This window comes from Stenotrophomonas sp. SPM (assembly GCF_003105135.1).
Classification (GTDB): domain Bacteria; phylum Pseudomonadota; class Gammaproteobacteria; order Xanthomonadales; family Xanthomonadaceae; genus Stenotrophomonas.
Window position 1 is genome coordinate 1 of the sequence record NZ_QETL01000007.1, and the last position, 13110, is coordinate 13110.

12 protein-coding genes are annotated in these 13110 nt (G+C 70.1%); 11 read left to right on the plus strand and 1 reads right to left on the minus strand.

Annotation, left to right across the window (positions count from 1 at the left end):
• Positions 1-165: 165 nt before the first annotated feature.
• Positions 166-1650 carry an AAA family ATPase gene (locus tag DCO49_RS03340; protein WP_116862807.1) on the minus strand — a complete coding sequence of 495 codons (1485 nt, stop codon included), beginning with the start codon at positions 1648-1650 and terminating at the stop codon, positions 166-168.
• 123 nt (positions 1651-1773) lie between these two features.
• Here DCO49_RS03340 and DCO49_RS03345 point away from each other — a divergent pair, with 123 nt between their 5' ends.
• From DCO49_RS03345 to DCO49_RS03395, 11 genes are all read left to right on the plus strand, one after another.
• Positions 1774-2403, plus strand: coding sequence for a ParA family protein (locus tag DCO49_RS03345; RefSeq protein ID WP_116862808.1), 630 nt, complete (start codon positions 1774-1776; stop codon positions 2401-2403).
• Positions 2404-2452: 49 nt separating this feature from the next.
• Positions 2453-2929 (plus strand): histidine phosphatase family protein, encoded by a 477-nt coding sequence (locus DCO49_RS03350; RefSeq protein ID WP_079224644.1) that lies wholly within the window; start codon positions 2453-2455, stop codon positions 2927-2929.
• A gap of 142 nt (positions 2930-3071) precedes the next feature.
• The gene (locus tag DCO49_RS03355; RefSeq protein WP_243402644.1) at positions 3072-3563 is read left to right on the plus strand and encodes a YceI family protein; all 492 of its coding nucleotides are present in this window, start codon (positions 3072-3074) and stop codon (positions 3561-3563) included.
• Positions 3560-5641 (plus strand): phospholipase D family protein, encoded by a 2082-nt coding sequence (locus DCO49_RS03360; protein WP_116862810.1) that lies wholly within the window; start codon positions 3560-3562, stop codon positions 5639-5641. Before DCO49_RS03355 ends, DCO49_RS03360 begins: the two co-directional genes overlap by 4 nt.
• Before the next feature lie 10 nt (positions 5642-5651).
• The gene (locus DCO49_RS03365; protein WP_108767261.1) at positions 5652-6086 is read left to right on the plus strand and encodes a hotdog fold thioesterase; all 435 of its coding nucleotides are present in this window, start codon (positions 5652-5654) and stop codon (positions 6084-6086) included.
• Between the two features lie 5 nt (positions 6087-6091).
• Positions 6092-7111, plus strand: a complete 1020-nt coding sequence (locus DCO49_RS03370) for a 3-oxoacyl-[acyl-carrier-protein] synthase III C-terminal domain-containing protein (RefSeq protein ID WP_116862811.1) — start codon at positions 6092-6094, stop codon at positions 7109-7111.
• Complete coding sequence (locus tag DCO49_RS03375) at positions 7111-8118, plus strand: NAD(P)-dependent oxidoreductase (protein ID WP_116862812.1); 1008 nt, start codon at positions 7111-7113, stop codon at positions 8116-8118. Before DCO49_RS03370 ends, DCO49_RS03375 begins: the two co-directional genes overlap by 1 nt.
• The gene (locus tag DCO49_RS03380) at positions 8105-8938 is read left to right on the plus strand and encodes an MBL fold metallo-hydrolase (protein ID WP_116862813.1); all 834 of its coding nucleotides are present in this window, start codon (positions 8105-8107) and stop codon (positions 8936-8938) included. Before DCO49_RS03375 ends, DCO49_RS03380 begins: the two co-directional genes overlap by 14 nt.
• Positions 8939-9143: 205 nt before the next feature.
• Positions 9144-9935, plus strand: a complete 792-nt coding sequence (locus DCO49_RS03385) for a lysophospholipid acyltransferase family protein (RefSeq protein WP_116862814.1) — start codon at positions 9144-9146, stop codon at positions 9933-9935.
• A gap of 52 nt (positions 9936-9987) precedes the next feature.
• Positions 9988-10977: an alpha/beta fold hydrolase gene (locus DCO49_RS03390; RefSeq protein WP_207776454.1), complete on the plus strand. Its 990-nt coding sequence runs from the start codon at positions 9988-9990 to the stop codon at positions 10975-10977.
• A gap of 56 nt (positions 10978-11033) precedes the next feature.
• The gene (locus DCO49_RS03395) at positions 11034-13106 is read left to right on the plus strand and encodes a tetratricopeptide repeat protein (RefSeq protein ID WP_116862816.1); all 2073 of its coding nucleotides are present in this window, start codon (positions 11034-11036) and stop codon (positions 13104-13106) included.
• Positions 13107-13110: the final 4 nt, after the last annotated feature.

A 13110-nucleotide genomic window follows, 5' to 3' on the forward strand; every position in this document is an offset into this window, starting at 1 on the left:
CAGGACCGTTGGCGCCATGGATGGCGCCATCGAGCCCCCAAGGACGGGTTTACGGCGTGTCCTGCGCAATCCACCCCGCCCGACCCACTCCTAATGCCAGTCGACCAACAGTCGACTCCACCAACCAACAGCCACGAGGGGCTCCGCCGTTGGCCGAAAACCCCCTCAGTCGTCCGCGGAAACCGTCCGCCCCGACGCCCACTCGCGCAATGCCGCCACCTGCTCGGCCATCAGCACCGACAGCGGCCGCGTCGCGCGGATCTCGGTCATCAGCAGCTCGGTATCCAGCGGCCGCCCTTCGGCATGTGCCGAGTACAAGCCCGCCACGATCGCCTGCTCGATCTCCGCGCCGGAGAAGCCGTTCGCCGCCGCTGCCAGCGCCGGCAGCGCGAAATCATCCGCGTTGAGCTGGCGCCGGCCCAGGTGCAGCCGCAGCAGCTCCACCCGCACGTCCGGCGGCGGCAGGTCGACGAAGAAGATCTCGTCGAAGCGACCCTTGCGCAGCAGTTCGGCCGGCAGCTCGTGCACCTGGTTGGCGGTGGCCACGATGAACACCGGCGCCTTGCGCTCGGCCATCCAGGTCAGCAGGTGGCCCAGCACGCGGCGCGATACGCCGCCATCGTCACCACCGCTGGCCAGGCCCTTCTCGATCTCGTCCATCCACAGCACGCACGGGGCCAGCTGCTCGGCCGAGGCCAGGGCCTGGCGCAGGTTGGCTTCGGTCTCGCCGTGGTACTTGTTGTACAGCGCGCCCACGTCCAGGCGCAGCAGCGGCACGTTGAAGCCGGCGGCGGTGGCCTTGGCCAGCATCGACTTGCCGCAGCCCTGCACGCCCAGCAGCAGCATGCCGCGCGGCGGGTCCAGGCCGGCCGGGGCCGAGCAGGCGATGAAGGCGACCCGGCGCTGGTTGATCCAGCGCTTCAGCCGGTTGGCACCGGCCACGTCGCCGAAGCGCGCGCTGTCATGTTCGAAGAACAGGTGGCCGCTGCGGTTGAGCAGCTCGAACTTCAGCCGCGCCAGCTGCGGCAGGTCGTCGTCGCGCAGCGCGCCATCGGCATAGATCAGCTGGCGGGCGATGCGCCGGGCATCGACCAGGCTCAGGCCCTGCAGGTTCTTCAGGATCTTCTTGACCGCTTCGCTGTCCACTTCCACCCGGCGGCCGCCATGCTCGCGGGCATAGGCGTCGGCCTCCTCGCGCAGCATCTTCAGCAGCGCGTTGGCATCGGGCAGGCGCGGGTTGAAGCGCACCGCCAGCGCTTCCAGTTCGGGCGGCAGTTCGACCTTGGCGCCGATCAGCACCAGCACGTGCGGCTGGCTGTGGCGGCGCTGGATCAGGTCGCGCAGCGCACGCTGGTGGCTGGCGTAACCGAGGTAGGGGTGGAAATCGAGCAGCAGGTAGATGCCGCGTTGTTCGGCCTGGCGGATCATCTGCAGGGCGGCGCTGGCGTCGGGCGGGCCGATCGCATCGTCCTCGCGCTCCAGGTCGATGCGGCGCAGGCCCTCGGTGATCGACCAGCGGTGCAGGGCGCGCCAGACATGCATCAGCGTCTGCCGGAACAGTTCGACGATGCGACCCTCGTCCTGGGTCTCGATGACGATCAGGGGGGTGTTTGCGCGGATCAATGCGCTCAGGTCCTGCAGTTCGCTCATGCCGGTTCGATCCTTCGGGAGCGCAACGATAGCAAAGCCGATGCGGATTGATTCAGGCCGTCTCTACCTAAGGTCACCATCGCCGGTGTACGCTCGGGGCACGTACCCGGAAGCGAGGCTGGCATGAAGACGATCCTGGTGGCCGGTTCCAAGGGCGGGGTGGGCAAGACCACCGTCGCCACCCATCTGGCCGCATACGCGGCATTGCAGGGCAAGGCCACGGTGATCGCCGACGCCGACCCGCAGGGCTCCAGCACCCGCTGGGCACAGCGCCGGGCCGGGCTGGACAGCGCGGTCCTGCCCATCGACGTGTACCGCAAGAAGCAGTGGGCGCAGAAGCTGCCCGACGGGACCGATACCGTCATCATCGACGCACCGGCCGGCGCACTGGCCGACGATATCCCCCATTTCCTCGACGCCGCCGATGCCGTGGTGGTGCCGGTGCTGCCCTCGGCGCTGGACATCGAAGCCATCGTCGGCTTCCTCAACAGCCTGGCGCAGAACCCGCGCGTGCACAGCCGCAGGCTGCCGGTGGGCCTGGTCCTCAACCGCACCAAGCCGTGGACCCAGACCTCGCAACAGGCCCTGCAGATGCTGGGCGAATGGCCGTACCCGGTGGTCGCCCAGCTGCGCGACAGCCAGAGCTACGTGGTGATGACCGGCCTTGGCCGCAGCCTGTTCGATTACCGCTCGGCCCAGGTGCGCGAGCACCAGGCCGACTGGGAGCCGCTGCTGGCCTGGTTGAAGCTGTGACGCGTACGTCACCCTTTGTGCTGCACCCTCACTTTCATGGAACCTCGCGATGCGTGAACTGATCCTGCTGCGCCATGCCCATGCCGAACCGGCCACCCCCGGCCAGGCCGACCTCGATCGGCCGTTGTCGCCGGTGGGTCTTGCCGAAGCCGAGGCGGCCGGCAAGTGGATGAAGGAAAACAACCTGCTGCCGGACTGCGTGCTGTGCTCGCCGTCGCGGCGTACCCGCGAGACCCTGGAAGCGGTGCTGGCGACCATCGGCTACGTCGAGAAGCGCCTGGAAGACCGCATCTACGAAGCCACCCCCGGCACCCTGGCCGCGCTGGTGGATGAGCGCCGGGACCTCGACCGGGTGCTGATCGTCGGCCACAACCCTGGCCTGGAAAGGCTGGTGGCACTGATGACCGAAGGCACCAGCAGCGACTACCGGGGCATGCCGCCGGCGGCCGTGGCCGTGCTCGGGTTCCCGCGCGAGGCGGCGATCGAGCCGGGCGTGGCCAGCCTGAACGCCTTCTGGTGGCCGTGAGTCGATGACCCTGGCACGGCCCGGCCGCTGCCTGCTGCCGGTGCTGCTGGTCTGCAGCCCGGCCTGGGCTGCCCCTCCCCCCCCTACGCCGCTGCCGCCGGTGTCGGCACTGGCGTCGGCCGAGTCGCCGCGCGTCCTGCACATGGACCCGCAGCGCTCACGGATCGGCTTCGAGGTGCGCACCCGCTTCGGCCAGCGCATCGAAGGGCTGTTCCCGCACTTCGAGGGGCGCGTCGAAGTGCTGTCCGATGGCCGCCACCAGGTGCACCTGAAGATGTTCACCCGCTCGGTGGAGATCCCGGGCAAGGACCGCTACACCGGCTGGATGCGCGGGCCGGAGTTCTTTGATGCCGTGCGCTACCCGTCGGTCGAGTTCGATTCGCTGCCCTACTGGCCGGACACCGTCGGCAACGGCGGCGACATCCGGGGCCGGCTGACCCTGCGCGGGGTCAGCCACCCGGAAACCCTGCGGGTGGAGAAGGCGGAATGTTCCCGACCCGGCTATGATTGCGATGTCGTCAGCCGCGGTACCGTGCAACGAGGCCGGTACGGCATGGACAGCTGGCAGCTTGCCTTGAGTGACCGAGTGACCTTCGTACTGCGAGCCCGCCTGAGCGAGGCGCCGAAACCGTGAATCTCCTGCTGCGTGTACTGGCGCTGGCAACCGTGTTGCTGGGCAGTGGCTGCGCGTCGCTGTCCAACGCCGAGCGCGACCGTGCCCAGGCCATCGCCGTGCAGGCCCGGTCGACCCAGGTCGACTGCCAGCGCGCCGATCGCTGTGCGCTGGATTCACCGTTGCGATCCCTGGCCGGCCGCGCATTCAGCGAATCGACCGAAGCGCAGCCGCTGCACTACGCCACCCTGCTCGACGAAGGCGAGGGCGCCCTGGTCGCCCGCCTGAACCTGCTGCGCAGTGCCACCCGCAGCATCGACCTGCAGACCTACATCTTCGACAAGGATGACAGCGCCCGGCTGGTCATCGACGAACTGCTGGCCGCCTCGCGCCGCGGGGTGAAGGTGCGGGTGCTGATCGACCAGCTCTCGGCGATCTCCGACCTGGAGATCCTGGGCGCCCTGTCCGGCGCCCACCAGAACTTCCAGCTGCGGGTCTACAACCCGACCTTCGGCAAGGCCCGGCTGAACTACTTCGACTATGCCGGCAGCGTGCTGTGCTGCTTCCGCCGGTTCAACCAGCGCATGCACAACAAGCTGCTGGTCATCGACGATGCGATCGGCGTGGTCGGCGGCCGCAACTACCAGGACGATTATTACGACTGGGACCGCGAGTACAACTTCCGCGACCGCGACGTGCTGATCGCCGGGCCGGAAGCGCGGGCGATGGCCGCCAACTTCGATGCGTTCTGGCGCGCGCCGCGCAGCGTGCCTGCCGAACGGCTGAACGATGTCGGTCGCACCCTGCTCAACGCCGGCGTCCCGGACATGCCGCCGGCCCAGTTCCGCCGCCCCGAGCGGGTGGAACGGGTCAGCGAGGAAGCCAACGACACCGCCTTCATCACCCGCTCGTTCGTCGACACCGCGCTGCCGGTGCACTCGGTGCGCTACGTCGCCGACCTGCCGCGCAAGCACCGCCGCGAGCGCGCCAGTGCGCCGCTGGCCGGCCAGCACGTCACCGAGCCGCAGCTGGATGCGCTCATTTCCGGCGCGCAGAAGGAAGTGATCCTGCAGACGCCGTACCTGGTGCTGTCCAAGCCGGCGCAGAAACTGTTCCGCGAACTGCGCAAGCGGCCCGAGCCGCCGCGCGTGGTGGTGTCCAGCAACAGCCTGGCGGCCACCGACAACCCGATCGTGTATGCGCTGTCGTACAAGTACAAGCGGCGCAACATGCGCGAACTGGGCTTCAACATCTTCGAATACAAGCCGTTCCCGCTGGATGCGCCGGTCGACTACCGCAACCTGCTGCCCGACCCGCTGGGCAGTGGCGGCAGCACCGTGGGCGACGCGGGCGTGCGCAATCCGCTGATCGGCGGCAGCGCGGCTGGCAGCAATGCCGGCGGTGGCAACGACGATGCACCGTCAACGCCGGCCACTGCGGGCAGCGACGGGCAGGGCACCCGTCCGGCCGTGGAGCATCCGCGCCTGGGCAGCGCCTACGAGAACAGCCGGGCGCGCCGCCGTGCCGCCGGCAGTGAAGTGGAAACGCGCCTGCTGCGTACCGAAACGCGTCCCTCGTTCCTGGGCAGCAAGGCGGTCAACAAGCCGCTGCCGGTCACCCGCAAGGGCGCGCGCATGGGCCTGCATGCCAAGTCGCTGGTGGTCGATCGCCGCATCGGCGTGGTAGGTACCCACAACTTCGATCCGCGCAGCGAGAACTACAACACCGAAGGCGCGGTCATCATCGACGACCCGGTGTTCGCCGAGCAGCTGGCGCAGAGCATCCTGCGCGACACCCACCCGCAGAATTCCTGGACGGTGGCGCCGCGCGCCAAGCCGCCAGTGCTCTCGGGGCTGAACTACAGCGTGGGCAAGGCGTCCGAAGCACTGCCCATCCTCGATTTCTGGCCGTGGCGCTACGCCACCGACTACGAGTTCCAGCCCGGCGTGGACTGCCCGCAGCCGCTGCCGCGGCAGAGCCCGGATTTCCATCGCTGCTACGTGCCCGTCGGTGACTTCCCCGAAGTGAACGTCGGCCCGAAATGGCTGCTGGTGCGCATGCTGACCGCATTCGGCGCCGGCCTCGTCCCCATCCTCTGAAGGTGCTTGCATGACCCAGGTGTTCCGTGAAGCTGTTTCCATCGACCAGCTCAATGCGCTCAGCCGTGGCACGGCCATCGATACCCTGGGCATCGCCTTCACCGCCGCCGGTGATGACTGGCTGCAGGCCACCATGCCGGTCGACGAACGCACCCGCCAGCCGTACGGCATCCTGCACGGCGGCGCCTCGGTGGTGCTGGCCGAAACCCTGGGCAGCAGCGCCGGCAACCTCTGCGTGGATACCGGCAAGCAGGTCTGCGTAGGCCTTGAGATCAACGCCAACCACGTGCGCGCCGTGCGCAGCGGCACCGTCACCGGCACTGCGCGTGCGGTGCACGTGGGCCGCAGCACGCAGCTGTGGGAAATCCGCATCGAAGACGAACAGGGCCGGCTGGTGTGCATCTCGCGGCTGACCCTGGCGGTGGTGGCTGCAGGCCACGGCTGAGGCCGATGTCCGGGCTGCCTGCTCCCGCCGCACTGCCGCTGCGGATCATCGCCAGCGGTGCCTGCCTGCCGCGCCTGCGGGTGCCGTCGCAGCACTTCGACCAGCGCTGGAACAAGCCGGACGGCTGGGTCGAACGGCACAGCGGCGTGGCCAGCCGCGGCCATGCAGCGCCCGACGAGCGGGCCTCGTGGATGGGCGCGCAGGCCGCGCGCCAGGCCCTGCAGCAGGCCGGCCTGGCGATCACCGACATCGACTGCATCATCTCCGCCTGCGGGGTGATGGAACAGGCCATTCCCTGCCAGGCCGTGCTGGTGCAGCGCGCCCTCGGCCTGGGCGACAGCGGCGTGCCGTCCTTCGACGTCAACGCCACCTGCCTGGGCTTCGTGGTGGCGCTGGAAATGGCCGGCAGCCTGCTGGCATTGGGCCGCTACCGGCGCGTGCTGATCGTCTGCAGCGACATTCCCAGTGCCGGGCTCGACCCGGATGACCCGCTGACCGCGCCGCTGTTCGGCGATGGCGCGGTGGCGATGCTGGTCGAGCGTGCCGGCGACGGTCAGGCCTCGGCGTTGCTGGCCACCCGCCTGCGCACCTATGGCGACGGTGCCGAACTGTGCCAGGTGCCCACCTGCGGCACCGGCATGCGCCTGTTCGACGATGTCGATGCCTACCGTGCGGCCCATCATTTCCAGATGCAGGGCAAGGCGCTGTACCGCGAAGCGGCGCGGCGCCTGCCCGGTTTCCTGCAGGATCTGCTGGACTGCGCCGGCACCTCGCTGGCCGCGTGCGATGTGATCGTGCCGCACCAGGCCAGCGGGCAGGCGCTGGATCATCTGCAGCGGGTGCTGGGCCTGCCGCCGCAGCGGCTGGTGCGCATCCTGCGCGAGCACGGCAACCAGCTGGCGGCGTCGCTGCCGATGGCCCTGCACCAGGCCCTGATCGACGGCCGCCTGCCGCGCGGCGGCCAGGCCCTGCTGATCGGTACAGGCGCCGGCCTGGCGCTGGGCGGCGCGGTGCTGCGCTACTGATGGCCAGGGTCCTGGTCACCGGCGCCAGCGGCTTCATCGGCCAACATGTCGCACTCGCGCTGGCGGCGCAGGGCTGGCAGGTGCGCGGCAGCGGGCGCGATGTGCTTCGGCTGCGGGCGCTGGCGGCGCACGGTATCGAAGTGATTGCTGCCGATCTTGCCGAGGATGCCCTGGCGCCGCTGCTGCAGGACTGCGATGCGGTGGTGCACTGCGCGGCGATGTCGCAACCCTGGGGAACGGCGGCTGCATTCCAGCGGGCGAACGTGCTGGCCACCACGCGCCTGCTGCAGGCCGCGCAGGCGGCCGGTGTTGCCCGCCTCGTCCACCTGGGTTCGCCCAGCATCTATTTCCGCTTCGCCGACCAGTACGGTCTGGATGAACGCTTCCAGCCGCCACGGCGCTGGATCACCGACTACGCCCGCAGCAAATGGGAATCGGAACTGGCCGTGGCCGCTGCCGCGCGCCAGGGGCTGCACACCGTGGTGCTGCGCCCGCGTGCGGTGTTCGGGCCCGGCGACCGCGCGATCCTGCCCCGCCTGCTGGCGGTGGCGGCCAGCGGCCGTTTCCCGCTGATCCACGGCGGCCGCGCGCTCATCGATGTCACTCCCGTCGACGATGCAATGCAGGCGGTGAGACTGGCGCTGCAGGCGGACGCGCGCTGCAGCGGGCGGGCCTACAACATCAGCGCCGGCACCCCGCTGCACGTGCATGCGCTGGTCAACGGCCTGTTCGAAGCGATGGACCTGCAGGTGCGCCTGCGGCCGGTGCCGCGAACGTTGGCGTTGGCCGCGGCCAGTGTGGCCGAAACCCTGGCCAACCTGCGCCCGGGCCGCCCCGAGCCGCGCCTGACCCGCTATGGCGTGGGCGTGCTGGGCTACTCGCAGACCTTGGACATCAGCGCGGCGCGGCGCGACCTTGGCTACGACCCGCGCACCGGCGTGCAGGCCGCGCTGCAGGCCTTCGCCACGCACTGGAAGCAGCACGGGGGCAGCGATGGTACGGCTTGAGTGGGAACTGATCGAGGCCGGTCACTGCGTGCATCCGCAGCGCGCCGTGCGCCAGGGGGCCAGCTGGCATCGCTGCGAATTCCCGGCGTTGGTGGCGTTGCTGCGGCATCCGCAGCGCGGCCTCATCCTGTTCGACACCGGTTATTCGGACGCCTTCCTGCAGGCCACCGCGCGCCTTCCCGAGCGCCTGTACCGCTGGGTCACGCCGGTGCACCTGGGCCCGGGCCAGAGCGTGCGCGCGCAGCTGCAGCAGCGTGGCATCGGCGCGGCCGACGTCGGCCTGGTGGTGCTGTCGCACCTGCACGGTGACCATGTGGGTGGCGTGCTCGATTTCCCCGACGTGCCGCTGCTGTGTTCGCGCGCCGCGTGGCAGGACCAGGCCGCGCGCGGGCGCCTGCGTGCGCTCAGCGTGGGCCTGCTGCCCGCGTTGACCCGCGATGCGGCGCCGCGCATGGGCTGGCTGGAAAGCCTGCCGGAGGTGGACCTGCCGCATCCCTTCGATGCCTTCGGCCGTGGCCGCGACGTGCTGGGCGACCGCAGCCTGCTGGCGGTGCCGCTGCCCGGCCATGCGGTGGGCCAGCACGGGCTGCTCTTTGAAGGGGCCGATGGCCGCCCGGTGTTCCTGGTGGCCGACGCCGCCTGGTCCAGCGCCGCCATCACCGATGGCGTGCCGCCACCGCGGCTGGTCACCGGCCTGCTTGGCCACACCGGCACCTACCGGCAGACTCTGCAGCGGCTGCAGCACACCCAGCGCCAGGTCAGCGACCTGCAGCTGGTACCGGCCCATTGCGGGCAATGGCGGCCGGCCGCGACCCTGTAGTGTCGAGCCATGCTCGACGGCTGTTGATGTGGCGCCAAGAGCGGTCGAGCATGGCTCGACTCCACAAAATGCCAACGCAAGCGGGGCCCGCCGGCCGCAACAGCCTCGCCAACAGGACACCGTGTTCCCGCCCATGGCCGCGGTCAATAGGACTTATGGCCAGAATCGGCTGGCAGCGGCTGCGGCCCTCCGGTATCGTGCGCGGATGACTTCCCCCACTCCGGCCCCCCGTGGCGGCGTGGCGCGTGTGTGCCGTTACCTGTACCGCGTACCGCTGCTGTTGGTCCACATCCTCGTGTTCCTGCCGTTGATCCTCATCGGCATGCTTCCGCCGTGGGGCGAACTGCGCGTGGGCGATGCCACCTTCGGCGCCAAGGTCGTCAACTGGTGGCAGGGCGGCCTGATGTGGATCTTCGGCTTCCGCCTGGTGCAGATCGGTTCTGCGCTGCCGGGCGCGGTGCTGTTCGTCGCCAACCACGTCAGCTGGGTGGATATCTCCATCCTGCACAGCCAGCGCATGATGGGCTTCGTCGCCAAGCGCGAGATCGCCAGCTGGCCGGTGGTGGGCTGGCTGGCCGCGCGCGGGCAGACCATCTTCCACCAGCGTGGCAACACCGAGTCGCTCGGTGGGGTGATGCAGGTGATGGCCGACCGCCTGCGCGATGGCAAGGCGGTAGGCGTGTTCCCGGAAGGGCGTACCCGGGGCGGCCACGAAGTGGGCCCGTTCCATGCGCGCATCTTCCAGGCCGCGGTTGAAACCGGCGTGCCGGTGCAGCCGGTGGCCCTGGTCTACGGCGCCCATGGCGATGCCCAGACCATCGTGGCCTTCGGCCCGGGCGAGAGTTTCTTCGCCAATTTCCTGCGCCTGCTCGGTGAGCCGGCGCGACGTGCGGAAGTGCACTTCCTGGCACCGATCGGTGCACAGGACCTGGAAGGCCGTCGACGCATCGCGGAAACCTCGCGCGCGCGCATCGTGGCGGCGATGGGCCGGCAGTGAGCGTGCGGTGGCACTGATCCCGCCACCGTTGCTGGACGCCGGTACGCCGACGCTGCATGCTGCTGACTACCAGCCGCCGCGCTGGCTGCGCAATCCGCACCTGCAGTCCATGCTCAGCTCCAGCCGCATGCGCCTGCAGCGTGGCCTGCTGCTGCTGGCCGCCACCGGTGCGGTCAGCGAAGAACTGATACTCGATGGTGGCGACGGCGTGCGCCTGCAGGGCTGGCACAGCTACGTCGAAGGCCGCGAGCCGAAGGGCATGGCCCTGCTGCTGCATGGCTGGGAGGGCAGCGCCGAATCCAGCTACATGCGCATGGCGGCCGCGCGCATGATCGACCAGGGCTTCGACGTCGTGCGGCTGAACTTCCGCGACCACGGCAACACCCACCACCTCAATCCCGGCATCTTCCACTCCAACCGCATCGACGAAGTGGTGCAGGCGACCGGTGACATCGCGCGACGCTGGCCGGACCTGCCGCTGGTGGCCGCCGGTTATTCGCTGGGCGGCAACTTCGTGCTGCGCCTGGCCCTGCGTGCCCCCGCGGCCGGCGTGCCGCTGCAGCGGGTGGCCTCGGTGTGCCCGGTGCTGGATCCGGCGCTGACCATGGACAGCATCCAGAGCGGCCCGGCGATGTACGACTGGTACTTCCGCCGCAAGTGGGCCGGCTCGCTGCGCCGCAAGCGCGACCTGTTCCCGGAACTGAGCGACTGCGACGACCGCGTACTGAAGCTGGACATCCGCGCGCTGACCACCTGGCTGGTCGAGCGCCATACCGATTTCGGCACGCTGCAGGCCTACTTCGATGGTTACTCGATTGCCGGCGACCGCCTGTCCACCCTGCAGGTGCCGGCCGACATCCTGATGGCCCAGGATGATCCGGTCATTCCCTATGCCACCTTCCGCGACTGGCAGCTGCCGCAGCACGCGCGGCTGGAAACCGCCTGCTGGGGCGGCCACTGCGGGTTCCTGGAAAACTGGCGCGGCGACGGCTTCTCCGAACGCTGGGTGGCCCAGCGCCTGCAGCGGGTGCTGGCGGGCTGAACCGGCGCCGGCGCGCAGCCCGCTACAATGCGGGTTTGCCATTGAACCGGACTGCCATGCAAGACCAGATTCTCCAGGCCCTGCGCCAGAACGACACCGCACAGGCCGTGCAGCTGGCACAGGCGTGGGTGCACGATGAACCCGGCCAGGCCCAGGCCCACCGCTGGCTGGCGCTTGCGCTGCAGCAGCAGGGCCAGCCCGAAGCCGCGCAGGCGCCCCTGCAGCAGGCGCTGCTGCTGGCCCCGGACGATGCACAGCTGCACCTGCAGCAGGCCGGCCTGCTGCTGGCCCTGCACCAGTTCGAGGGCGCCGACGAAGCACTGCTGCGCACCACCGACCTCAATCCCAACGCCTTCGAGGCGTACCTGATGCAGGCCCATCTGGCGATCGGCCGCAACGACATCGACACCGCCGCACGCCAGGCCACGCTGGCCGCCAAGCTGCAGCCGGAGCATCCGGAAGTGCTGGCGCTGCAGGGCATGGTGGCCCTGTACCGCGATGACGCCGACCGCGCGCTGCAGCTGCTGTCCGAAGCTGCCCGGCAGATGCCCAACGACCCGCGCGTGCTGTACGCCCTGGGGTCGGCCTACCAGGCCAAGGACATGCTGGCCTTTGCCGAGCAGGCCTTCCGCCGCGTGCTCGACATCAACCCGAAGATGACCAGCCTGCACGGTCTGGTGGTGCAGCTGGCGCTGCGCCAGGGCAACGTCGAGGCCGCCCACCAGCAGCTGCAGCAGGCGCTGCAGGTGCCGGGCCTGGATGCGCCGGCGCTGCAGCGCCTCGGTGCTGAAATCGCCCTGCAGGCCGACCAGCCGATGCAGGCGCTGGAGCAGCTGCGGCCGATGCTGAAGGCCAACCCGGGCGACCGCCGCGTGGTCGAGCTGCTGCTGGCCTGCTGGCAGCGCCTGGGCCGCGAGGAAGAAGCCCGCGCGGACCTGGACGAAGTGCTGGCCGAGCAGCCGCAGCTGCCGCACCTGTGGCTGGCACGCCTGGCGCCGGAAGGCTTCGGCAGCCCGGGCGCGATTGCCGTGGCTGATCGCTGGATCGAGGCCATGCCCGAATTCGTCCCGGCCCTGGAAGCCCGCCTGCGCCTGCATGAAGCGGCCGGCGAAGCCGACGCCGTGGAGGCCCTGGCGGCCCGCATCGTCGCGCTGGAACCGGGCCGCATCAGTGGCGAGACCCGCCTGGTCGGCGCGCTGCTGGCGCGTGACCCGGCCGCCGCCGTTGCCCACGTGCAGGGCCTGGTCGACGCGGTGCCCGAGACCCGCCGCCGCGAGCTGCGCACCTGGCTGGGCGAGGTGCAGGACCAGGCCGGCCAGCCGCGCGAAGCGCTGCGCACCTGGCTGGAGCTGCATGCCGAGCAGAACGCGGAGCGCCTGCCGCTGCCGCCGCAGGCCAAAGCACCGCCGAGCTGGCCCGACCTGGGCGAGGTCGATGCCGAAAGCGCTGCCTCCGCACCGATCTTCCTGTGGGGCGCACCGGGCTCGGGCGTTGAACGCGTGGCGGTCACCTTCGCCGGCGCGAGCCCGGTGATGCGCAGCGACCGCTTCGCGCCGACCCCGCCGGATGACGCCTTCCAGAACTACTTCACCCTGCAGAAGCTCGCTTCCGGTGACCTCAGCCCCGAGGGCCTGGTGAGCGGCTGGCGCGACACGCTGCGCCAGCGCGGCGTGCAGAACGACACCGTCATCGACTGGCTGCTGTGGTGGGACAACGCCCTGCTGTGGTCGCTGCGCCCGCACCTGCCGCAGGGCCGCCTGCTGGTGGTGCTGCGCGACCCGCGCGACATGCTGCTGGACTGGATCGCCTACGGCGCGCCGGCACCGTTCGCGGTCAACAACGTGGCCGAAGTGGCCGAGTGGCTGGCGCGTTCGATGGCCCAGGTGGCGACGCTGCACGAGCAGGACCTCTACCCGCACATGCTGATGCGCATGGACGACGTGGGCGATGACCCGCGCGTGGTTGCCGACATGCTGCAGGAGCTGTTCAACACCTCGATCCCGCCGGCCGAGCGCATCGGCCCGCCGCGTTTCCCGGCCGGCCACTGGCGCCGCTACACCGATGTGATGAGTGCAGCGTTCGATCTGTTGACCCCGGTCGCGGTGCGACTGGGCTATCCCGAAGCGTAAGGAG